This is a genomic window from Lentzea sp. NPDC006480 (assembly GCF_040611995.1).
Taxonomy (GTDB): Bacteria; Actinomycetota; Actinomycetes; order Mycobacteriales; family Pseudonocardiaceae; genus Lentzea.
Genome location: NZ_JBEXPJ010000015.1, coordinates 16,810 through 38,554 on the forward strand (window position 1 = coordinate 16,810; position 21,745 = coordinate 38,554).

21 protein-coding genes are annotated in these 21,745 nt (G+C 68.7%); 7 read left to right on the forward strand and 14 right to left on the reverse strand.

The features are described 5' to 3' along the window. Nucleotides 1–653 precede the first annotated feature (653 nt). From ABZX92_RS08840 to ABZX92_RS08850, 3 genes are read left to right on the forward strand one after another with little or no spacing between them, the layout of a single operon-like run. Nucleotides 654–3,536 (forward strand): S8 family serine peptidase, encoded by a 2,883-nt coding sequence (locus tag ABZX92_RS08840; protein ID WP_355555552.1) that lies wholly within the window; start codon nt 654–656, stop codon nt 3,534–3,536. A gap of 50 nt (nt 3,537–3,586) precedes the next feature. Continuing rightward, nucleotides 3,587–4,018, forward strand: coding sequence for a MarR family transcriptional regulator (locus tag ABZX92_RS08845; protein WP_355555554.1), 432 nt, complete (start codon nt 3,587–3,589; stop codon nt 4,016–4,018). Between the two features lie 7 nt (nt 4,019–4,025). Continuing rightward, a complete protein-coding gene (locus ABZX92_RS08850) occupies nt 4,026–4,370 on the forward strand; it encodes an MmcQ/YjbR family DNA-binding protein (RefSeq protein ID WP_355555556.1) in 345 nt (114 codons plus the stop codon). Here the strand turns inward: ABZX92_RS08850 and ABZX92_RS08855 are convergent. Next, entirely contained in the window at nt 4,367–4,753 is a 387-nt protein-coding gene (locus ABZX92_RS08855; RefSeq protein ID WP_355555558.1) for a VOC family protein, read from the reverse strand. The genes ABZX92_RS08850 and ABZX92_RS08855 overlap by 4 nt on opposite strands. 56 nt (nt 4,754–4,809) lie before the next feature. Here ABZX92_RS08855 and ABZX92_RS08860 point away from each other — a divergent pair, with 56 nt between their 5' ends. Then, a complete protein-coding gene (locus ABZX92_RS08860; protein ID WP_355555560.1) occupies nt 4,810–5,202 on the forward strand; it encodes a VOC family protein in 393 nt (130 codons plus the stop codon). Here the strand turns inward: ABZX92_RS08860 and ABZX92_RS08865 are convergent. From ABZX92_RS08865 to ABZX92_RS08875, 3 genes are all read right to left on the reverse strand, one after another. Beyond that, nucleotides 5,195–6,121, reverse strand: coding sequence for an ABC transporter permease subunit (locus ABZX92_RS08865; protein ID WP_355555562.1), 927 nt, complete (start codon nt 6,119–6,121; stop codon nt 5,195–5,197). The genes ABZX92_RS08860 and ABZX92_RS08865 overlap by 8 nt on opposite strands. After that, complete coding sequence (locus ABZX92_RS08870) at nt 6,118–6,246, reverse strand: hypothetical protein (RefSeq protein WP_355555564.1); 129 nt, start codon at nt 6,244–6,246, stop codon at nt 6,118–6,120. Before ABZX92_RS08870 ends, ABZX92_RS08865 begins: the two co-directional genes overlap by 4 nt. 153 nt (nt 6,247–6,399) lie before the next feature. Then, the gene (locus tag ABZX92_RS08875) at nt 6,400–9,225 is read right to left on the reverse strand and encodes an alpha/beta fold hydrolase (RefSeq protein WP_355555566.1); all 2,826 of its coding nucleotides are present in this window, start codon (nt 9,223–9,225) and stop codon (nt 6,400–6,402) included. Nucleotides 9,226–9,583: 358 nt separating this feature from the next. On the opposite strand from ABZX92_RS08875, the gene ABZX92_RS08880 reads away from it, so the two are divergent. Beyond that, a complete protein-coding gene (locus ABZX92_RS08880; protein WP_355555568.1) occupies nt 9,584–10,582 on the forward strand; it encodes a TerC family protein in 999 nt (332 codons plus the stop codon). Nucleotides 10,583–10,651: 69 nt separating this feature from the next. Here the strand turns inward: ABZX92_RS08880 and ABZX92_RS08885 are convergent, their stop codons facing one another. Then, nucleotides 10,652–11,860: an amidohydrolase family protein gene (locus ABZX92_RS08885; protein WP_355555570.1), complete on the reverse strand. Its 1,209-nt coding sequence runs from the start codon at nt 11,858–11,860 to the stop codon at nt 10,652–10,654. 89 nt (nt 11,861–11,949) lie between these two features. On the opposite strand from ABZX92_RS08885, the gene ABZX92_RS08890 reads away from it, so the two are divergent. After that, the gene (locus tag ABZX92_RS08890; protein ID WP_355555572.1) at nt 11,950–13,812 is read left to right on the forward strand and encodes a S9 family peptidase; all 1,863 of its coding nucleotides are present in this window, start codon (nt 11,950–11,952) and stop codon (nt 13,810–13,812) included. On the opposite strand, the gene ABZX92_RS08895 is transcribed toward ABZX92_RS08890, so the two are convergent. From ABZX92_RS08895 to ABZX92_RS08915, 5 genes are all read right to left on the reverse strand, one after another. Then, complete coding sequence (locus ABZX92_RS08895) at nt 13,802–15,163, reverse strand: FAD-binding protein (RefSeq protein ID WP_355555573.1); 1,362 nt, start codon at nt 15,161–15,163, stop codon at nt 13,802–13,804. The two genes, ABZX92_RS08890 and ABZX92_RS08895, sit on opposite strands and share 11 nt — an antisense overlap. A gap of 52 nt (nt 15,164–15,215) precedes the next feature. Next, nucleotides 15,216–15,566, reverse strand: coding sequence for a hypothetical protein (locus tag ABZX92_RS08900; protein ID WP_355555574.1), 351 nt, complete (start codon nt 15,564–15,566; stop codon nt 15,216–15,218). A gap of 4 nt (nt 15,567–15,570) precedes the next feature. Then, the gene (locus ABZX92_RS08905; RefSeq protein ID WP_355436287.1) at nt 15,571–16,227 is read right to left on the reverse strand and encodes an RES family NAD+ phosphorylase; all 657 of its coding nucleotides are present in this window, start codon (nt 16,225–16,227) and stop codon (nt 15,571–15,573) included. A gap of 28 nt (nt 16,228–16,255) precedes the next feature. Then, nucleotides 16,256–16,840, reverse strand: coding sequence for a DNA-binding protein (locus ABZX92_RS08910; RefSeq protein WP_355555576.1), 585 nt, complete (start codon nt 16,838–16,840; stop codon nt 16,256–16,258). Between the two features lie 163 nt (nt 16,841–17,003). Then, nucleotides 17,004–17,540, reverse strand: a complete 537-nt coding sequence (locus ABZX92_RS08915) for a DUF308 domain-containing protein (protein WP_355555578.1) — start codon at nt 17,538–17,540, stop codon at nt 17,004–17,006. Nucleotides 17,541–17,593: 53 nt separating this feature from the next. Between ABZX92_RS08915 and ABZX92_RS08920 the strand changes: the two genes are divergently transcribed. Further along, on the forward strand, nt 17,594–18,118 hold the full coding sequence (locus tag ABZX92_RS08920) for a hypothetical protein (protein ID WP_355555580.1): 525 nt from the start codon (nt 17,594–17,596) through the stop codon (nt 18,116–18,118). Here ABZX92_RS08920 and ABZX92_RS08925 read toward each other — a convergent pair. The 4 genes from ABZX92_RS08925 to ABZX92_RS08940 form a co-directional block, all read right to left on the reverse strand. Then, nucleotides 18,115–19,011, reverse strand: coding sequence for a hypothetical protein (locus ABZX92_RS08925; protein WP_355555581.1), 897 nt, complete (start codon nt 19,009–19,011; stop codon nt 18,115–18,117). The two genes, ABZX92_RS08920 and ABZX92_RS08925, sit on opposite strands and share 4 nt — an antisense overlap. Before the next feature lie 87 nt (nt 19,012–19,098). Next, nucleotides 19,099–19,992, reverse strand: a complete 894-nt coding sequence (locus ABZX92_RS08930; protein WP_355555583.1) for an immunity 49 family protein — start codon at nt 19,990–19,992, stop codon at nt 19,099–19,101. A gap of 13 nt (nt 19,993–20,005) precedes the next feature. Next, a complete protein-coding gene (locus ABZX92_RS08935; RefSeq protein WP_355555585.1) occupies nt 20,006–20,857 on the reverse strand; it encodes an immunity 49 family protein in 852 nt (283 codons plus the stop codon). A 27-nt stretch (nt 20,858–20,884) separates the two neighbouring features. Continuing rightward, nucleotides 20,885–21,745, reverse strand: coding sequence for an immunity 49 family protein (locus ABZX92_RS08940; RefSeq protein WP_355555587.1), 861 nt, complete (start codon nt 21,743–21,745; stop codon nt 20,885–20,887).

Here is a 21,745-nt window from a genome sequence, read left to right on the forward strand (position 1 = left end):
CCCCGCTTCGCCTCGCCCCGCTTCGCCTCGCCCCGCTTCGCCTCGCCCCGCTTCGCCTCGCCCCGCTTCGCCTCGCCCCGCTTCGCCTCGCCCCGCTTCGCCTCGCCCCGCCTCGCCTCGCCTCACTTCGCTTCGCCCGCTCCGCCCCGCCCCGCCTCGTTTCGCCCCGCTTCGCCCCGCTCGGCCTCGCCTCGCTCCGCTCTCCGCTCGGCCTCCTGGGCGGATTGCCGCCGATCCCTGCCCTTCGGCGCTGCTCCACCCTCCGCTGTGCCCGCTCGCGTTCCTCTGCCGGTGTGGTTGCGCTGTACGCCGTGTGGCGCTTGACGGAAAACGTTTTCCCGGCCAGTGTCGATCTCGCGCACTCGCCGCTGCGCTGCCGGGATCGGTGCGAGCGGGAGGCTTTCATGCTGCGCGGGGTGGCGATCGGTGCTGCGCTCATTGTGGTTGCCGGGGGCGTTGGGGCTCCTTCGGCTGGGGCTGAGCGGTTACCTTCCAGTGCGCCGCGTCTTGGTGTTTCGGCGCCCAAGGCGGTCACGTTGGTCACTGGGGATCGTGTTGTTCTGCAAGGTGATCAGGTCACGGTGGCGCCTGGGGCCGGGCGGGATGGGGTGTTGTTCCATCAGCGGTACACGGCCAAGGGGCATGTTGAGGTCGTGCCGCAGGATGCTGTGCCGTTGATCCGGAGTGGCAAGGTCGACAGGCGGTTGTTCGACGTCACCGGGTTGATCGAGCAAGGGCGGGATGACGGTAGCCGGGACACGTTGCCGTTGATCGTTGACCGGGATGCGCGCGTGCTGGCCAAGAGTGCGCTCGGGGGTGCTTGGGAGGGCATCAAGCGGGATGCGGGCGTTCGGAAGGTGTGGTTGGACGGGCGGGTTCGATTGCTGGACGCGGAGAGCTTTGCGCAGGTTGGGGCACCTGCTGCGTGGGACTTGGGGTTCACGGGGCGTGGGGTGACCGTTGCGGTGCTGGATGGCGGGATTGACGCGGACCATCCGGACCTCACGGGGAAGGTGCTGGAGGCCAAGGACTTCACTGGTACTGGGGTGAAGGACACGTTCGGGCACGGGACGCATGTTGCGGCGACTGTGGCCGGCGACGGGGTCTTTGGCGGGGTTGCCAAGGATGCTCGGTTGTTGGTGGGCAAGGTTTGTGCGGACGAGACGTGTGACGAGTCGGCCGTGTTGGCGGCCATGGAGTGGGCTGCGCCGCGAGCTGGGGTGGTCAACCTCAGTCTTGGCGGTGGGGCGAGTGACGGCACGGATCCCCTGTCCCTTGCCGTTGATCGTCTTTCCGAGCAGTTCGGGACGTTGTTCGTGGTGGCGGCTGGGAATGAGGGGGAGGACGGGGTCAGTTCGCCGGCGGCTGCTGATGCCGCGCTGGCGGTGGGGAGTGTCAGCAAGGCTGATCGGCTGAGCCGGTTTTCCAGCCGGGGGCCGCGGGTGGGGGATTTCGCGGTCAAGCCGGATGTGGTGGCGCCTGGGGAGGACGTCGGGGCGGCGCGGGCGGCTGGGACGAGCATGGGTGAGCCGATTGACGCGTTGCACACGAGGGCGGATGGGACGTCGATGGCGGCGCCGCATGTGGCTGGGGCTGCTGCGTTGGTGAAGCAGGCGCATCCCGAGTGGGGTGGGGCGGAGCTGAAGGCGGTGCTCACCGGGAGTGCGAAGTCGATCGGGCGCGGCGTTTTCGAGGAGGGGAGTGGGCGGCTCGACGTCGCCAGGGCTGTTGGGGCGCGGGTTGTTGCCAGCGCTTCGAGTTTGAGCTTTGGGGTGTTGAGGTTTCCGCACACGCAGTTGCCGCCGATCAGCAAGAAGCTGAGTTATCGCAACGGGTCGGCGCAGGCGGTCACCATGCCGATCAGCGTCGACAACAAGGCGGTCAGGGTGAGCGCCTCGGAGATCACGGTGCCTGCCAACGGGTCCGCGGACGTCGAGGTGACGTTGGACCCTGCCGAGGTCGCGGTGGGGTCCGGCGGGGCGCGGATCACGGCTGGGGGCGTGGTCACGGCTGTCGGGTTCACGGCCGAGGCCGAGATGTACGAGTTGACCGTGCTGACGGTGGGGCGGGATGGGAAGCCGTCGGATGCCGAGGTCAGTGCGCTGGAGTTGGACAGCGGGGAGAGCGTGGATCTCGCGCAGCCGGTTGGTGGGATGACGAAGTTGCGGCTGTTGAAGGGGAACTACTCGGTGGACGCGTTGGTGCACGGGGATGGCGAGCACACGTGGGCCAGCACCGGGAAGATCAGCGTGGACAAGCCCACGACGGTCACGATTGATGCGCGGCAGGGGAAAGAGGTCGGGGCGCGGTTCGACCGGGCGGTTGGGCGGAAGTACGTCGGGCTGGACGCGGTGTATCAGGCCGGGGGTGGCCGGGTGCAGACCGGAGTGTCGTCCAGGACGAGTGATTCGTTCTTCGCGGTGCCGGTGAAAGCGGATGCGGCGTATTTCAGCTTCGGGACGTTCCAGGTGTGGGGTGGTGGCGGGCACGAGTACTTCGTGGCGGCGCCTCATGCCGGAGAGATTCCCGCCGAGCTGAAACCTCGGGTGCGGGATCGGGAGTTGTACGGGGAGAAGGTGCGGTACCGGGCGCAAGGGGTGCCGGCCATCGGGTCGCGGTCGTCCACGCCGTTCTACGTGAAGGGGCAGGCGGTGACGTTCGGGGTGGCGCTGGATCTGCCGATTCCGCAGCGGCGGGTGGAGCACTTCACCGGGCGGCCGGACGTCAAGTGGGTCATGGACTTCTTCCAGCGGCCGCTGTCGCAGCCGAGTCTGGGGTTCGACGGGCACATCAGTGCCGGGCGGCTGGTGTTTCCGGGTGGAAAGACGGGATCCAGGTCGTGGAACAGCGTGGTGGCGTCGACGGACTTGAACCTGCGCGGGTTCCACGGGCTGGTGCGGTACGGGAACAACGGGTGGGTGCAGCACTGGCCGTTCGCGCCGGGGGAGGCGGACGCGTCGGACGAGTTCGTGTTCGGAGCGCCGTACGTGCGGGCGCGCACGAAACTGTCCACTGTGGATGGACGCGTGCTCGCGGACAGTCCCGGGGTGTTCGCGAACTTCTCCGGGTTGCCTGAGGCGGAGGCGCGGTACGTGCTGGACGTCGAGGCCACCCGCAGCCCCAAGTGGACGCCGTTCGCGCCGAAGGTGTCGGCGAGGTTCGAGTTCAAGTCGGCCAAGACGGACGGGAACGTCTACCTGCCGGTGCCCACGGTGCGGATTTCCGGGGCGTTCGACGATCTCAACCGCGCTCCTGCCGGGTGCCGGGTGTTCCCGGTGGACGTGAGCGTGGTGCCGCAGGCGGGATCGGCCGGGGCGGCCGAGGTGAAGAGCGTGACGGTGCAGGCGTCGGTGGACGACGGAGTGACGTGGCGGAGTGTGCCGGTGGCGGGTTCCAGGTCGCGGTGGAAGGCGTTGGTCGCGCATCCGGGCGGGGCGGCGTTCGTGTCGCTCAAAGTGAAGGCGGTGGATGCGGCGGGTAACTCCGCGGAGCAGACGACCATGCGCGCTTACGGGATAAATCGCTCTCTGGGGTGAGATGTCGGCTGACAGCTTTCGTCACGGCGCGGGACGGCAATGATCTCGGGGTGGATGTGGACTCCCACCTCGCCGCGGTGGAGCAGGCTCTGATCGCGATGCGGCGCAGTCAGTCACGCCGAGCGCTTGCCGAGCTGGCCGTACCGGCCTTTGACGTGCTCGATGTCGTGGAGACGGCTGAGCGGACCGGTACGCAGGCGACGGTGTCCAGTGTGGCCTCGGCGTTGCACGTGGATCAGCCGCGCGCCAGCAAACTCGTCACGAGCGCGGTGGATTCCGGGCTGGTGTCGCGGATCGCGGACAAGGCGGACGGGCGGCGCGTGCTGCTCGTCCGCACGCCGCGGGGACGTGCGACGTCGGCTGAGCTGCACCGGGCGCGGCAGGCTGCGTGTGCGACGGCGATGGACGGCTGGACCGACGAGGAACGGGTTGTGTTCGCCGAGTTGCTCACGCGTTTCGTCTCCGTGTTCGGCGCGCGATAATCCTGTGGTGACACTGGACGAGCTGATCGCCTACTGCGCCGGGAAGCCGGGCGCGGAGGAGACGTATCCGTGGGGCGACGCCGAGCTGGTGTGCAAGGTGGGAGGCAAGGCGTTCGCGTTCATCGGCCTCGACGCGCACACCGTCGGGCTCAAGTGCGGCGCCGACGCCGAAGCCGCCGCGCCGTGGCGGGAGCGCTTTCCCGGCGACATCACGATCAGCGGCTACGTGGGGCGCTACGGCTGGAACACCATCGCGCTCAAGGGATCGGTGCCCGACGACGACCTGCTGGAGCTCGTCGACGGCTCCTATGAGGCCGTCGTCGCGCGGTTGCCGAAACGCAAGCGCCCTTAGGACTGGCGCTCTTCTGGCTGGAGAATGCCGAAGATGTTGCCCTCGGTGTCCTTGTAGTAGGCGAGCAGGCCGACGCCGGGCATCTTGTCCTTGGGCAGCGCGACCGTGCCGCCGTTGACCTCGATGGCGGCGATGGTGGCGTCGATGTCGACCACGCTCATCGTCATGACGAAGCCGTGGACGGGCGCGTCGGGCTCGGGGTCGGGGCCGCGGCGTGGCAGCAGTCCGCCGTTGACGCCGGGCTGGTCGTCGTCGCCGGTGGTGATCACCCAGTAGGGGATGTCGCCCCACTGGTCGATCTTCCAGCCGAAGACGGAGGAGTAGAAGTTCCGCGCTCGCTCCGGATCTGCGGCGTGGATCTCGAAGTGCACAGGACGTGACATGAGACGGCACGCTACTCCGGACAGTGGTTGTCCGCATTGGGTTCTACGGTGCCGTCATGGCAACTGAATTCCAGGTCTCGTTCGACGCGAACAACCCGCCCAAGCTCGCCGACTTCTGGGCGCAGGCACTCGGTTACGTGACGCAGCCGCCGCCTCCCGGCTTCGCCACGTGGGAGGAGTTCGCGGTCAAGAACAACATCCCGTTCGACTCGGCCGACGACTACGCGGCGCTGATCGACCCGGACGGCAAGGGGCCGCGGTTCCTGTTCCAGCGCGTGCCAGAGGGCAAGACCGCGAAGAACCGCATGCACCTCGACATCCGCGCCGGCCTCGACTCAGTGGACCGCCTGGTCTCGTTGGGCGCCACGCGGGTGCGCGAGCACAACGACCAGACGGGCCACTGGGTCGTGATGCTCGACCCCGAGGGCAACGAGTTCTGCGTCAGCTAGTGATGTCCTTGTTCTTGAACTGACGTGCCGCGAGCAACGTGAAGATGCCGCCGTAGACGAGCGCGGAGAACGTTCCGCGGGTCATCTCCGACCAGTCCACATCGGTCGAGAGCAGGTCGGCCCACGCCATCGAGTAGTGCGTCGGCAGGTAGTTGCGCAGATCCTCGAGCGGCTGAATCTGGTCGAGGATCTGCGACACGATCGACACCAGCACCGTGCCGCCGACCGCGCCGAGCGGTGCGTCGGTGGACACGGACAGGAACAGCGCCAGGCCCGCGACCCAGAACAGGTTGATCGCGATGTAGCAGACCGCGAGCCCCATGCCGAGCACGCCGTCCGCGAACGGTGCCGCCTCGCCGGTGGGGCTCACGACCTCGCCCGCGCCGTACCAGAGGACGCCGACCGCGAGGGCGACCGCGGGGAGCAGTGCGAGGGCGAAGAAGCTGAGCAGGCCGGACGCGATGGCCTTCTGGCGGAGCAGACGGTGGCGCGGGATCGGTGCGGCCAGCAGATACTTGAGGCTCGACCAACTCGCTTCGGACGCGATCGTGTCGCCGAAGAACAGCGCCACGATCATCGGCAGCAGGAAGCTGCCGCTCACGAACAGCGTGAGCACCACGAAGTTGATGCCGCTCGCCGTCGCGAGGTCGACGAAACCGCCGCTGCGCCGGTTCGGGTCGGACTGACCGATCTCGAAGCTCAGCGCGAGGATGAACGGCAGCAGCACCAGGAAGCCCAGCACGAGCTGGGTCCTCCTGCGCCTGATCTGACGCTGCAGCTCGACGCGGATCCTGAGGGTCCTGCGTGCTTTGTAGCCGACCGCCGAGCCGTCCGGCGCCACCTCGGTGTGCTGGTGGGCGGCGGCTTCGGTGAGCTCGGTGAGCGCGCCGGGGTCGGTGTGGACGTCGTGGTCGTTCACCTGTCCACCTCCTGCCGTGGTGCCTTGGTGCGGTTCGGGTTCGCCGTGAGCACGGTCTTGATCACAGGACGAGCGTCGGCGTCCTCGGTCGTGGCGTCACCGGTGTGCGGCGTGTGGTCGTTCACCGGTCGGTCTCCGCTCCGAAAATGTCAGACCCGGCTGGGATAATTGAGTCAAGGGGACCCCCCACGCCTGCGAGCAACGTCTGCTCGCTCGACGAGGGGACCTCTGCCTCGGCCTGGGCGTCCGTGGTCGCGGACGCCGCTGCCATCAGGAAGTCATTCACCGACCAGCTCCAAGAACGCGTCTTCCAGCCTGCGTCGCGGACCCGCCTGGTCCACTGCCACACCCGCGGCGACCAACGCCGAAAGTGCTGCGGCGCGCGGGACGCCGTTCATCGACGCGTGCACGGCGCCTTCGTCCTCGTGCACGTCGTGCACGCCTTCGATGCCTCGCAGGACGTCGGCCGCCTTCGAGGGGGAGTCGACGCGGAACGTCGCCTCGCCGCCTCCTGCCGCGATGTCGGCCACCTCGCCCGCGGCGACGAGCTGGCCCTTGTGCATCACGACCACGTGCGAACAGGTCTGCTCGACCTCGGCCAGCAGGTGCGACGACACCAGGACGGTGCGGCCGGCCGCGGCGTAGCGGCGCAGGACCTCGCGCATCTGGTGGATCTGGGGCGGATCGAGGCCGTTGGTCGGTTCGTCCAGGATCAGCAGGTCCGGGAGGCCGAGCATCGCCTGGGCGATCGCGAGCCGCTGGCGCATGCCCTGGCTGTAGGTGCGCACGCGGCGGTTCACGGCGTCGCCGAGGCCCGCGATCTCCAGGGCCTCCTCGATGTGGGCTTCCTCCAGAGGGCGACCCGTGGCCGCCCAGTACAGCTTCAGGTTGGCCGCGCCGGACAGGTGCGGCAGGAAGCCGGAACCCTCGACGAACGAACCGATGCGCGACAGCACGGGCGCGCCGGGCGTCACCTTGTGGCCGAAGACGCGGATGTGGCCCTCGGACGGGTGGATCAGGCCCATCACCATGCGCAGCGTCGTGGTCTTGCCGGCGCCGTTCGGGCCCAGCAAGCCGAGAACTTGGCCGTGCTCCACGCGGAACGAGAGATCGCGAACCGCCTTCAGACCACCGGGGTACGACTTGGTCAGGCCGGAGATCACCAGCGGCACCGACGAAAGCTCCGGATCCGAGTCGTGCGCCAGGCGACGGCGGAACATCGCGATGACACCGGCGCCGATCAGCACCAGCAGCGCGATCACGATGCCCCACAACGCGGCCACCGGGAAGCCGGTCGTCACGTTGCGGCCGGGCACCACGGGCACCGACAAGGAATCAGAGGCCAGCGAGATCCGGTACGCCGCAGGCTGTTCGGCGTTCGCGAACGCTTGGTCCGTCGTCGACACGACCAGCGCCAGCTTGTGCTCGCTCTCGACGGGACGCACGGCAGGAGGCAACGTCACGTTCACCTCGGCAGCGGAACCGTCCGGCGGCAGCGCCACGCGGAACGGCGCGACGACCGAGCCGGGCAGCACCCGCGTGCCGTCCGCCGAGACGTCGTACAGCTTGGCGAACAGGATCGCCTCACCGGAGTTCTGGTCGCCACGAGCCACGCGCAGCCGGACCGTAGAGGAACCGGTCAGCAGCAGCTGAGAGTCGAGAGCGTCCGAAGTGAACACCGCCGCCTGACCCGGCAGGTCGATCGACAACCGCGACGAGATCGCCGACGAGCGCGACAGGGCCGAACCGAGGCCGGGCAGGTTGGAGATCGCCGCCGGGTTGCCGCCCGCCGGGTTCACCGCGACCTGCTCGCGTCCGCTGAGCTTCACCGTTCTGCGCTCGACCGAACCACCGGAAAGCCCGGGGTACGAAGGCGCGACGACGGTGCGCAACGAAGGCGTGCCGGACGAGCGGAACGCGCCCTGCACCGTGTACTCGAAGCCGGTGCCGGGGTTGTTTCCCTTGCCCTGCAGGTGGAACGCCATCCAGTCGGCGATCTCACCGCGCAGCGATGTGCCAGGGTTGCCGCCGTCGTGGCCACCGGCGTACCAGACCATCTTGACCTTGCCGCCGGCCGCGGCGATCTGGCGCGCGGTCGCGTCGGACTGGTCGAGGCCGAACAGGGTGTCCGCCTCGCCCTGCACCAGCATCGTCGGCTGCTTGATCTGGTCGGTCACCGCGACTGGAGACGACTTGCGAAGCAGCTCAAGGGTTTGCTGCGACGCGCGGCCCGTCGTGGCGACCTCGGTGTAGGCGGCGCAGACCTCGGGTGTGAAGCGGCCGCACGCGCCGAGAGCAGGCGTCGGAGGCTGACCCGCGGCACCTGAGTTCCCACCCGGTTGCTGGGCCGGTTGCTGGGACTCGGTCTGACCCATCTCCGGCGCGTCACCCGTGGGCGACGAGAGGTCGATCGACGTCATGCCCGCCGAGAAGAAGATGCCCGCCCACGATCGCTTGAAGACGCCGTCCTCGCCGAACGAGGTGGCCGCCGGCGTGGCCTCCGGGCGGGGCGTCGTCGACGAGGCGTTCGGCAGCAACGCCTGCGCGAGGTCGTTGTAGGTGATGACCGGGACGATCGTGTCGACGCGCTTGTCGACGCCGGCCAGCAGCAGCGACAGAGCGCCGCCGTACGAAGCGCCTGTCACGCCGACGCGGGGGTCGCCGGCGGAGTCCTTCTGCACCTCGTCACGGGTGCCGAGGAAGTCGAGCAGCTTCTGCGCGTCGCGGACCTCGCGGTCGATCGAGTTCAGCGCGATCTGGCCGGTGCTGCGGCCGAAACCGCGCGCGGACCACGTCAGCACGACGAAGCCGCGCCGGGCGAACTCCTCGGCCTGGGTGTGCACGCTGCGGAGGCTGCCGCCGAAACCGTGCGCGAGCATGATCGCGGGCGCGGGCGTCTGCTGGGGGAGGTAGAGACGCGTCTCGATCGTCACCGTCTGAGTGCTGTCGGGGCTCTCAGGTGCGTCGATGTTCGCTTCTTTGTACGGAACGGCCACGGGGTCGTCGCCGGATCGAGTGAAGTACACGCCACCTGCGACGACGGCGAGGACCACGATCAATGCGGGGATCGTCCACCGGCCGCGAAGGCGGGAGAGGCGGGACACATCGCTGACGATATGCGAGTTTTGCTGAGAACGGCCTGTCGGGATCCGGTCCCGGTCTCAGCAAGAGTGGATCTTCAGCAGGGCTTCAGGTAGCGGCGGTTCCGATCCGAACGACACGCAGCGTATTCCCGTTGCACCTGGTTGCGTGGGTCTGCTCACCCTGTGTGGCGCTAACCGCCTCTCGTGGAGCACAATATTCACGCAGCATGGAGGGGAGTACTCCCTAAGCGGCGGTGTCGTCAGTACGGAGCTCGGCGTGGAGCTTCCGGTGCCGTCGGTCGACTGAGAGATCATCTCAGCGGCGGAGGAGACCTCCGGGTTTATTTGGCGTGCGCCCGAGAATCCCGGAGGTTGGGTTGTGAACGTCCCCGCATGGATGTGGATCGCGACGATCGCAGGTCTGCTCGTTCTGCTGGCTGTCGACCTCGTCATCGTCGATCGAAAACCCCATGAGGTGACGATCGGAGAAGCAGCCCGCTGGGTCGTCTTCTACGTCGCGATGGCCGCGCTCTTCGGCCTCGGGATCTGGTACTTCTCCGGTGGGCAGTACGCCACGGAGTTCTTCGCCGGGTACATCACCGAGTACTCGCTGAGCGTGGACAACCTCTTCATCTTCTTGATCATCATGACGACGTTCAAGGTGCCCGCGATCCACCAGCACAAGGTGCTGCTGATCGGCATCCTGCTCGCGTTGATCATGCGCGGCATCTTCATCGCGGCCGGCGCGGCGCTCATCAGCCAGTTCAGCTGGGTCTTCTTCATCTTCGGCGCGTTCCTCATCTACACCGGCTGGCAGCTGGCGCGGGAGAACCACGACGAGGAAGAGGAGTACAAGGAGAACCTGATGCTGCGCATGGTGCGCAAGGTTTTCCCGGTGACCGACGACTTCCACGGCTCGAACTCGTTCATCAAGATCGAGGGCAAGCGGTACGTGACCCCGATGTTCATCGTGATGGTCGCGATCGGCTCCACCGACCTGCTCTTCGCGCTCGACTCGATCCCGGCGATCTTCGGCCTCACCAAGGAGCCGTTCCTGGTGTTCACGGCCAACGCGTTCGCGCTGATGGGCTTGCGCCAGCTGTACTTCCTGCTCGGCGGCCTGCTCGCGAAGCTCGTCTACCTCTCGATCGGCCTGTCGGTGATCCTCGGCTTCATCGGCGTCAAGCTGATCCTGGAAGCCCTGCACACCAACACTCTGCCGTTCCTCAACGGCGGCGAGCCCTTCCACGTGCCGACGATCGGCATCGAGGTCTCCCTGTCGGTGATCGTCGGCGTGCTGGCGATCACGACGATCGCCAGCCTCCTCAAGGTTCGTCGCGACCCGGAGGCCGCGAAGCACGTAGGCGCCAACCACTAACGGGTGGTTTTTGCCGCACGCGGGGCCCTTTCGTACTGCAGGACGGTACGTGGGGTCCCCGCGTGAAAACTAACAGTGGACGGTTTGGGTGCCGGACTGGTATACGGCGCGGATCGACTGCTTCAGGGTGCCGGCCTTGACGTGTTGTTCGGCGTCGCCCTCGACCAGGACCAGGTCGGCGAGCTTGCCAGGGGCGAGCTCGCCGAGTTCGTTTCCGAGGCGCATCAGCTCGGCGGCGGACGTGGTGGTCGCGTAGAGCGCCTCGGCGGGCGTCATGCCGTACTCGACCATCAGCGTGAGCTCGTTGAGGTTGTCGCCGTGCGGACCCACGCCGGAGTCGGTGCCCATCGCGATCTTCACGCCCGCCGCGTGCGCCTTCTGGAACGCCTGGGTGTGTTGCGCGACAACGGTCCTGGCCTTGTCGAGGATGACGTCCGAGATCGCCACCCCCGCGGCGGCCTGGTCGAGCACCATGCGCGGGGCCATCAGCGTCGGCACGAGCCAGGTGCCGTTCTTGAGCATCTCCTCGACGCCCTCGTCGGTGAGGAACACGCCGTGCTCGATGGACCGGACTCCGTTGCGCACGGCGGTGAGGATGCCGTCGCCGCTCATCGCGTGCGACATCACCGCGATGCCCGCCGCGTTGGCCTCCTGCACGATCATCGCGATCTCCTCGTCGCGGAAGTGCGCGTGCCGAGGGTTGCTGCGCGGTGACATCACGCCGCCGCTGCTGGCGATCTTGATGATGTCCGCGCCGTGGCGGACGAGCGTGCGGATGACCTTGCGCAGCTCCTCCGGGCCGTCGGCCACGGTGTCCGGCAGGCCGGGGTGCAGCGGTGGCGAGATGTGGGCGCCGCACTGCATCCAGTCGTCGTTGTGGCCGCCCGTCTGCGAGACCATGTTGACCGCGATCTGCATGCGCGGGCCGGAGATCAGGCCGCGCCGGACCGCCTCCGCGACCCCGAGATCGGCGCCGAGCGCGTCGCGGACCGTCGTGATGCCGCACTCGAGCGTGGCTTTCATGTTGCCGATCGCCTCGTAGAACGGCAGCGAGAACGGCGTGTTCAGCGACCGCACCAGGTCGGCGCCGCTGAACATGAAGTGCACGTGGCAGTCGAACAGCCCCGGCAGGACCGTGTGGCCGGTCGCGTCGACGACGATGTCGCCGTCGAGCCCGACGCCCACGTCCACGACGCGGTCGCCCTCGACGACCACGTCGCCAGGCTCCGTCGCCCGGCCGGTGAAGACCCTGCCCCCAGAGAACACGATGCGCGTCATAAGCGGAAATCTATGCGGCGAGTCAATTTCTGTGATCCGTCAACAAACGACTATGAGCTTTGCTAACAAGTTCTGTTAGCGTCCACGCCGTGCGCCCTGAAGACCTGCAGCTGCTCACCACACCCGGCACCGTCGCCGTGTCCGGGGACCTGGTGCTGGTCAGCATCACCACGCCCGACCTCGACTCGAACACCTACCGGGGTGGTCTGCACCGGGTCTTCCCGGACGGCACGACAACACCGTGGACACACGGTGACCGCGACAATGCGCAGCGCATTTCTCCGGACGGTCGTCTGGTCGCGTTCTTGCGGGTTTCCGGTAAGTCGAAGCCGCAGATCTACGTCGCCCCGGTGGACGGCGGTGAGCCGCGCCGGCTGACCGATCTGCCGCTGGGTGCCGGTGCGCCGGTGTGGTCGCCGGACTCGTCGCGGCTCGCGTTCGTGGCGCGGGTGCCCGAGGCCGGGCGTTACGGGACTGCTGACGACGGACCTGAGGCCGAGGCGCCGCGCCGGATCACGCGGCTGGACTACCGCGTCGACGACGTCGGCTTCCTCGCTGACCGTCGGCCGCGGCTGCACGTGGTCGACCTCGACGGTGCGGTTTCCGACGTGACGGACGGGTCGTTCGACGTGTCCGACCCGGCGTGGCTCGACTCCGAGACGCTCGTGTTCGTGGCGCCGCGTGATCTTGGCGCGGTCGAGACCCTGCACTCCTCGCTGTACACCGTGCCTGCTTCCGGCGGTTCGGTGTCGTTGCTGGTGGGCGGTGCCGGCGAGGTCTCGATGCCGTTCGTGGCCGGGTCGTCGCTGTACTACCTGGGCACCGAGTTCACCGGGATCGACGCGGTGGCGCGCAACCACGGGCTGTGGAAGGCGCCGCTGGACGGCTCTGCAGAGCCGGTTCGGCTGACCGATGTCGAAACCGTTGACGTGGAACGGCTTTCCGGTCAGCCCGTGGCGGATGCTTCCGGTGTGTTGCTGGTCGTGCGCAACCGCGGTGCGCTGGAGCTGCAGCGGATTCCGTTCGACGGCGGTCCGGGTGAGGTGCTCGTCGGCGGTTCGCAGGCGGTCAAGTTCTTCGCCACCGACGGGAATTCTGTGGTGGCTGTGGTGTCCACTCCGGACATTCCTGGTCAGGTTCTCTTCGTTGAATCCGGTGTGCGCACGGCGTTTTCGTCGGTTGAGGCGCGCCGGGTCGTCGAGCTCAACGGTTCGGCGTCCGACGGTTACCCGGTGCACGGCTGGCTCGTGCTGCCCGACGGCGACGGCCCGCACCCGGTCGTCCTGGCCGTGCACGGTGGTCCGTTCATGTACCACAGCTGGGGTTTCTTCGACGAGGCTCAGGTCTACGCCTCGGCCGGGTACGCGGTCGTGCTGCCGAACCCGCGCGGCTCGGCGGGCTACGGCCAGGCGCACGGCCAGGCGGTGATCGGCAAGTTCGGCACCGTCGACGTGGACGACGTGCTGTCCCTTTTGGACGTCGCCCTTGCCCGTGAGGACACCGATTCCGAGCGCGTCGGCGTCATGGGCGGCTCCTACGGCGGCTTCATGACCTCGTGGCTGTCCGCGCACCACGGCGAACGCTTCCGCGCGGCCTGGAGCGAGCGCGCCGTCAACGCCTGGGACTCCTTCTCCGGCTCGTCCGACATCGGCTACTTCTTCGCCGACGCCTACTGCGGCACCGATCCCGAGGCCCAGCGCGCGATGTCACCCCTGACCTACGCCGAGAAGATCAACCTCCCGTTCGCGGTCGTCCACTCCGAACAGGACTGGCGCTGCCCGCTGGAGCAGGCGCAGCGCATGTTCGTGGCGCTGAAACGGCGCGGTGTCGAGACGGAGATGCTGATCTTCCCGGGCGAGGGGCACGAGCTGACCCGGTCTGGCCAGCCGCGGCACCGCAAGCAGCGCTTCGACGCGGTGCTGGAGTGGTGGGGCCGCTACCTCAACTGCTGACCAGGTCCCCGGTGATGATCCGGAGCAGCTCCTCGCGCGGTGGCCCGGCCGGCGTGCGGGTGAGCTGCGGCCAGATCCGTTCGATGCGGTCGTGCAGGTCGCTGTCCTCGTCGAACACCGAGACCCTGTCCAGCAGCCCGATGCGGCCGACCGTCCGGCGCAGCACGTGGTCGTCGCGCGGTGCGGCGGCCAGTGCCGCGCCGAACGCGAACAATGGATAGCAGCCGTCGCGGCGGCTGAGGTCGACTTTCGTGCCACTCCAGGCCGCGTTGCGCGCCGCGTCGAACTCCAGCGCGAACGTGTGGCGCTCCCTCGCCTCCGGGCCGACGTCGGCGAGATAGGCCTCCGTGACGTCCTCCGGTGTGGTGTGCGCGCTGGCCCGACCCAACGCCTGCGCGTGCACCAAGGAGAACGACAGTCCGTAGGCGAACATGGGATTGGTGTGGCACAACGCATCGCCGACGGGGACGAGCCCCGGCACGCCAGAACCCCTTGTGCGGTCGATGTTGGCCAGGCCGCCCATCGGCATGACGTCGGTGATGGGCCGGGCGTGGTCCGGTGAGGTCATCAGGTCCAGCGGCGGGCAGACTCGCGCCGCGGCCATCCACACGTCGTTGTCCTTCAGCACCCGCAGCTCGCGGTCCGCGGTGGGCACGATGAAGATCACCGCGAACGTCCGGTTGTCGCCCCGGAACGTGTTGAAGCCCATGTACCCGAGGTCGCCGCGCGGGTTGAGCAGCCACGGCCCCGCAAGGTGCTCGGCTTGGGGCGTGAGCTCGAAGTAGCGGCAGTAGTAGATCGAACCGCAGTCGGTCGGCTCGGCTTTCGCGCGCGGCCAGCCAGGCGGGCAGCGGTACCGGCCCAGCGCGTCGACCACGACGTCCGCGCAGATCTCCTCACCGCTGTCGAGGTGGAACCCGCTCGCGCCGGGAATCAGGCAGGTGATCTGCCTTCCCGCGACCAGCCTGATGCCGGGTTCGGCAGCCGCGGCGCGTCTGAGCGCCCACTCGACCATCGGCCGGCGCACCCAGAGGTAGACCAGGTCCTCGTCGCCGGGCTGCCGCGGGCCTTTCAGCTGGGCGGCCAGGTCCTGCTCCTCGGCGCCCGCGTCGAGCATGGTGTCGATGATGTCCGGCGCGAGCTCACGCAGCACCTTGCGGCCCCTCGGCAGGAAGGTGTGCGGCTGCTGGAAGTGCGGGATGCCCTTGCGGACGACGTCGAACGCGCCTTCCGGGCCGTCCTGCGCTCGTACGTCGTCTCGCTCCACGACGACCGCCGTGTGCCCGGCACGCGCCACCGCCAGGCCGGCGGCCAGCCCGGCCACACCACCCCCGGCGATCGCGAACCGCATCCGTTCAGGCTAGGCAGGCGGCCGTTCGGCGGAACAGGGTCATCTGACCCTGTCAGTCCCGAGTGGATTCGAGGGTCTGGAAGCGTGCCAACAGTTCCTTGGCAGGCACGGAGTTCGGGTCGAACGGCACGAGTCGCTGCCGTTGCCCCGGCTCGTGCACGCCCACCCAGTTGCACCGGTAGCAGAACTCCAGGTCGAACAGCAGCTCGTCGTCGGCCGCGTACGCCCAGATCGCGTAACCGGGGTTGAAGCAGCGCATGCCTTCGCCCGGCGGGAAGGTGGCGATCAGCTCCAGGACGACCGTTGCCGCTGAGTCTTCCCAGGTGCCGAGCACATCGCCGGCGATGGTCCACGCTTCGAGGCGGCGGACTCCCGAAGCGCTCGTGGGCAGGTGTTCCCGCACGTGATCACCCCAGCAGCGTGTAGTTGAGCTCCTCGCACACCCGCGCCAACGGCAGGTCGAGCCCAGGATGGTCCAGTGGCAGCAGCACGTCCGGTGCCGCCGGCAGCCCGGAGGCGCCGGGCGGGTCCCACAGGCAGATGGCCGGGTCACCCGAGTCCATCGACGACCGGTACCAAAGGCCGTCCAGCTCCGGATAAGCCGCGCGGATCGCCCGCGACCACGCCTGCGTCACCAGCTTCGGACCGGTCGAGATCTCCTGCGACGCACCGACGCGGGTGGGCCACAGGCCGCCCAGGTCGAGCAGGCGCAAGGTGCGGCGAGGCCTCAGCACCACCAGGAACGGCGAGCGGGTGCGGCGGTCCACGATCGAGGTGGCCTGGAAGACCTCGGCGATCGACGTGCGGACGGACAGTCCGAAGTAGAGGACGCCGTTCTCGTGATCCTGCACCGGGGAGCCGTCCTCGGCCGGCTGCTGGGCGTCGAAGCGGGCGTGGGGGAGCGGGCCCGTGTAGCGGAACGTGTTCCAGCGCTGCGGGTGGGAGCCCTTGGCCGTGAAGACGCGGACCAGGCGGGTGGCGCGGTGGACGGCCACCACGTCCTCGGTGCGGCGCAGATGCGCTTGCAGCACGGCAGGGGCAGGTGGCTGCGGAAGCCGTGACATTCGGGTCCTGTCGGGTGTTCGGGAGCGCTCAGGCGGGAGTGCCGAGCACGGAGGCCAGGTCGGCGACGCGGCGGGGGTCGCCTCCCGCGAGCAGCCAGTCGCGCGGGGTCGCGGGCTCGCCGTCCACGGGCAGGTCCTCCTGGAGAGTGGTCATGAAGGCGGCGACGACGAGGGCCGGCTGGTCTGACGGGATCTCCGCCAGCACGGTTTCCAGGCCCGGGAGCACGCCGGCGCCCGCGAACTGCCACGCGGGCAGCCGCCAGCTGCCGCGGTCCTTCCAGCCCACGAGCCGGCCGACGCCGAGGCGGTGGCGGATGCGGCTGGTGTCGACCTGGAGCTGGCGCGCGGCCTCGTTCACGGTCAGGGCCGAGTCGCGCAGCACGGCGTGGGCGACGACGGTGCGGGTGCGTGGCCGGGCATCGGACGGGCCCGCCGGGGAGAGGTCCAGGCCCACGTCGGTGAGGGCCGCCTGCTGGTCCGGTGTGAAGTAGGTGGCCGGTTCCGGGTGTGGCGGAGCGAGCCTGCGTGCCGCGTCGGACACGAGGGCCAGGAACTCGTCGGGGCTCACCTGCAGGCCGGCCTTGGCCAGCACCGTCTCCAGCGCGGGGCTCATGCGCACAGAATATCCCGAGCGTGCGCATTTGTGCGCCTGGTAAGCGCATTGACCCTAAACGTTCGACGTTGTGCGCTCACGCGATGACGCTACGTCAGTTTCCCGGTCCGGAGCGGTGACGTGGGCCTCATCCGGCCCGCCGTCGTGGCGGTCGGCGTGCTGGTCACCCTCGCTGTGCGAGCCCGCCTTCGAGCCGCTTCAACCGCAGGCTGAACAGCACCAGCACGATGCCCCACAGGATCGCGAAGACGCCGATCGTGATCACGAACGCCAGCGCACCTGCGGCCGGGTTCACCACCAGGATGATGCCGAGCAGCGCCGTCAGCGCGCCGGTGACGACGTAGAACCACTCGTTCGTCATGACCTTGCGCAGGCGGATGGCGTCGATGATCTGCAGCACGCCCGTGACGAGCGCCCAGGCCGCGATGAGGAGCAGCAGCGCGGTCGCCGTGATGCCGGGCCAGAACAAGGCGATCAGGCCCGTGACCACGCCGAGCGCGCCGATCAGGCCCAGGGCCCAGCGAGCGGGCCACTCCTTGTGGGTCAGCGTCAGGTACAACATCATCGCGCCGTCGACCAGCGCGTAGGCGCCCCACATGATGATCAGGACGAGCAGTGTGAGGCCGGGCCAGACCAGGGCCGCCAGGCCGAACAGGACAGCGAACACTCCGCGCACCGTGAAGAGCCACCAGCGTTGCATGGCTTGGATGGTCTCGGCTGTCGGACACCTCGGCAACCTGAGACCCTCGTTCGGTGCTGATCCGAGTGGCTGACTGGGAACGGATTCGTTCCGGCGAGGTCACGCTGCAGTTCCGGCGGTGGAAACGGCCGACCGTGCGCGCCGGTGGGACCTTGCGGACGTCGTTGGGCGTGCTGGCGATCGACGCGGTGGACGTCGTGTCGCGGGTGTCGCGCGCGGAGGCGGTGGCGGCCGGGTTCACGTCCGTGCGCGAGCTGATGTCCGCTGTGGACGGACGTGAGGGCGCGCTTTACCGCGTCCGCTTGCGTTTCGTGGGTGAAGATCCGCGGATCGCGTTGCGCTCGTCGTCCTCTGTGGACGGAGTGGAGCTGTCCGACGCGCTGCTGGCGTTGCTGCGGCTGATCGCGGCGAACCCCGGTGTGCGGGCGGCGGATCTGGCCGCGTCGGTGGGACGCGAGAAGCTGCCGTTCAAGGCGGAGGTCCGCAAGCTCAAGGCCAAGGGGCTCACGGAGTCGCTCGAAGTGGGGTATCGCCTCTCCCCGAGAGGAGAGGCGTACCTGCGTTCGCTGGAGAGCTAGCTCTGACCCGTGATGAGCGAGACCGCGCGGTCCTGCGTCTGGTCGGTGACCTCGCCGATCTGGAAACCACGCGCCACCACGTGCGCGACCAGCTCCGGCTCCGGCGGCAGGCCGTACTTGCGCAGGTAGTGCGGCACGGCGCCGGCCCAGATCCAGGTGCCGTCGGTGCGGAAGTTGAGCGGCACGTCCTGCTCGCCGCTCTGCGAGAACTCGTCGAGGTCGTAGCTGCGCGCGGCCAGCACGACCGGCGCCGACTCGAGGTAGGTGAGCAGGCTGTCGACCAGCTGCGGGTCGATCGGCTGGCGGTTGACGACGATGCGGCCGTCCTCGCCCTTGCCGTCATACACGCGCGCGGTGCGCAGCTCGCCGTCCTGCTGGGGTGCCTGGCCCGGCGGGACCTGGAACTCCTGCTGTGCCTGCGGCTGCTGGGGTTCCGGCTCGGGCACCGGCAGCGGCGGCAGGCCGACGCGCTGGCGCCACCAGTCGGGGATCTGCCGGTCCGGACGCGGGAACGTCTGCAGCTCGTCGCGGAAACCGATGGGCGGCGGGGCGTTGCGCCAGCGCGGTTCGTCCTCGGCGTTGAAGTCGACCGTGAAGGCGGCCGGTGCCTCGATCTCGTACGTGGCGCTCAGCCAGGTGCCGCGCTCCGGGTGGTACATGCCCGCGCGCAGGTGGCCGAACATCTGCACGACGTCCATCGGCGGACGCACCGGGCGCAGCTGACCGTCCGGGCCTGCGAACGCCAGGTCGACCTCGATGTGCCGGCCCGCCGCGCGGTACTCGGCCCGGATGCGCTGCCAGCCCTGCGGTACGGCCGGCAGCATGGCGCGGCCGATCTGCCGCACGAGCTGCTGCTGGTCCTGCTCGCTCAGCGGTGTGGCCGGCTGGCTCATGATGGATCTCGCCCCTCTCCCCGTCGGACCCGCTGATCTTATCGGGCTGGTGTCGTGCGCGCGGGCCGGTCGTGAACCTCGGCTCGTTCACACACTCTCAGTAGCGTCGGACAGCAGGTGGCCGGACTTGACATCGCCGGTGAAGCCCTTGTCCTCGCTGCCGTTCACCAGGTTCTCCGGCAGGTAGCCGGACTCGACCTCGACTGGAAAACCCTTGTTCCTGCCGAGAATCGCCATGGCGAGCGCGCCGACCGCGACGAAACCGTCCGGGTTGGCGGCGAAATCGGCCCGGCGCCAGTAGTCGCGGTGTGCGGTGGCCGCCTGCACGAGCGCGTCGTTGAACTCCTCCGCCGTGCCGCGCAGGACGCGGAAGAGGACGTTCACCGGCGGGTGCGCGACGAGCAGCATGAAGTCGGGAGAGGCGAAGCTCGCCCGTCCGGGGTCGGTCAGGTCGATCACGGACTCGAGCAGCGCCGGTGGTACCTGATCGCCACCGAGGTGGCGCTGAAGCGTCTCGACCCAGGGGTGGACGTAGGCCTCGACCTGGGCGCCGCTGCCGCGCAACGTGTATTTGCCGACCTTGCACAGTTCGGCGACGTGCTCCTCGCTGCGCGTGACCACGGCGAGGAACGCCGCGGTGACCCAGTCGACCGGGGTGGCGTGGTGGTTCGGGCCGAGCACAGGCAGGGCGTACTCGCGATCGCCCAGGCGGTAGCGGACCACGTCCTCGGCCTTGGACGTCCGGGCGAACACCGCGTTCGCCGCCTGCGACGCGAACACGGCCGCCTGCCAGGTCTCGTCCTCGCCCGCCGCCGGGTCCAGCGCCGTGAGGTGCTCGAACCGCATCAGGGCTCGCTTGCGCACCGCGCTCAGGGCGTCGGGGTCCGTCTCGACGTCGTCCAGGGCCGACTCGATCAGGCGCTGGAGCGTGTCCACCTGAGCGCGGGAGAAGTCCAAGTCGATCTCGTGCCGGGGAATCACGTGCGCCGCATGGTCATCTGGTGGGGAACTCTCCGAGCCAGGTGCGCTGCACCAGGTGCTCGGGGAGGTAGTCGGACTCGACCTTGATGGGGAACTCGGCGTCGTGGGCGAGGCAGGTCATCGCCAGCGCGCCGAGCGGAAGGGCGCCGTTCGGCATGTAGTCGCGGCCCTCCTCCGGCGTGTCCCAGTACTCCTTGTTCAGCTCGAGCGCCTGGGCGAGGGCGTCGTTGAACTCCTCGTGCCGGTTCTCGAGGAACCGGTGGAAGAGGTTGATCGGCGGGTACAGCACCCTGAGCATCAGGTTGGCCGACACCTCGGCGACTTCCGGATCGGTGCCCTCGACGGCGGCCTGGAGCTTGGCCCCGATGCCGGGCCCTCCCCGCCAGTAGGTCTGCAGGGTGTCGACCCAGGCGTAGATGTACTCGTCGAAGTCGGCACCCGACGCGCGCAGCAGGTCGATCGGCGTCTCGGCGAGCATCTTCAGCCGGTCCTGCTCGCGGCAGATCACGGCGAGGTAGCAGGCGGTGACCCAGTTGCCGGCGTGGGCGATGTCGCGCGTCGACCCTGCTGGGACGGTGACGGTCTTCTCACCGACCAGGACACTGACCTCGCCCTGGTCGGCTCTGGCGATCTCGAAGATCGCGTTCGCCGCCTGCATCGCCATCACGGTGGCTTCCCACGACTCGACCTCGTTCGCGGCCGGGTCCAGGTAGCAGCGCCAGCCCATCAGCCGCTGCAGCGCCGACAGGAGCCGGTTGAACACGCGCGGATCGGTCTCGAGCTCCGCCACGCTCTGCTCGACGGTGTTCGCGATCCTGGCGTCGACGCCCTCGGTGCTCGGGACCTGAAGCCGGTGCCTGGTCACCCTGGTCACCCTGGTCACCATCGCCGATCAGAGCCCTTCACGAGTCCAGGAGCCGTTGTACAGGTAGCGAGGCAGGTACTCCGACTCGACCTCGATCGGGATACCGGCGTCGTGGGCCACGCTCGCCAGCCCGAGAGGCCCGATCGCGACGTACCCGTTCGGGGACTCCTCGTTCTCCTCGCTGGACCAGAACTCCTTGAACAGCTCCAGTGCTTCCGCGAGCGACTGGTTGAACTGCTCCTCGCGGCCGGCGTTGATGATGTTGTGGAACATGTTCAGCTGCGGGAACGCCACGACGCGCACGTGTTCGCGGTGGATCGGGTCGACCTCGTTCGGGTCGGTGGCCTTCAGCGCGGCGTTGAGGGCTTCGTGGACGCCGTGCTGCTGGAGGTTGAACTTCTGGAACATGTCGACCATGAGGAAGACGTACTCGGGTTCCTCGCTCCCGGAGGTGCGCAGCACGTCGAGCGGCACCTCGCTCAGCCGCTGCGTCTTCGCGACGTCCCTGGCGACGGCCGTGAGGTAGTTCGTGGTGAGCCAGGTGCCGCCGGACGCGAAGTACACGGGGCCGGTCGCGGTGACCGGGATCTGCTTGCCCTTCAACGTGATCTCGACCGTCGCGCCTTCCTCGGCCGTGGCCACGGCGAAGATCGCGTCGCCGACCTCGGCGGCGAAGCACAGGCTGTCCCACGTGTCGCCGTTGCTGCCCAGCGGATCGACGGCGCAGCGGTGCCCGAGGTGGCTGAGCGCGTCCATCATCAGACCGCTCAGCGCGGTGGTGCGGCTGCTCGGAAGGGCCTCGACCGTCTCCTCGATCCGACGTTCGATCTTCGTCAGGCTCCGGGCCGACCACTCCGGATCGACCTCGTGTCGGCTGACCTCGATCAC

Coding starts and splice junctions, on each gene's coding strand:
- ABZX92_RS08855 (WP_355555558.1), bottom strand. CDS start 4,753: ATGTCACGTCCTGTGCACTTCGAGATCCACGCCGCAGATCCGGAGCGA.
- ABZX92_RS08860 (WP_355555560.1), top strand. CDS start 4,810: ATGGCAACTGAATTCCAGGTCTCGTTCGACGCGAACAACCCGCCCAAG.
- ABZX92_RS08885 (WP_355555570.1), bottom strand. CDS start 11,860: ATGACGCGCATCGTGTTCTCTGGGGGCAGGGTCTTCACCGGCCGGGCG.
- ABZX92_RS08895 (WP_355555573.1), bottom strand. CDS start 15,163: ATGCGGTTCGCGATCGCCGGGGGTGGTGTGGCCGGGCTGGCCGCCGGC.
- ABZX92_RS08905 (WP_355436287.1), bottom strand. CDS start 16,227: ATGTCACGGCTTCCGCAGCCACCTGCCCCTGCCGTGCTGCAAGCGCAT.
- ABZX92_RS08910 (WP_355555576.1), bottom strand. CDS start 16,840: ATGAGCCCCGCGCTGGAGACGGTGCTGGCCAAGGCCGGCCTGCAGGTG.
- ABZX92_RS08915 (WP_355555578.1), bottom strand. CDS start 17,540: ATGCAACGCTGGTGGCTCTTCACGGTGCGCGGAGTGTTCGCTGTCCTG.
- ABZX92_RS08925 (WP_355555581.1), bottom strand. CDS start 19,011: ATGAGCCAGCCGGCCACACCGCTGAGCGAGCAGGACCAGCAGCAGCTC.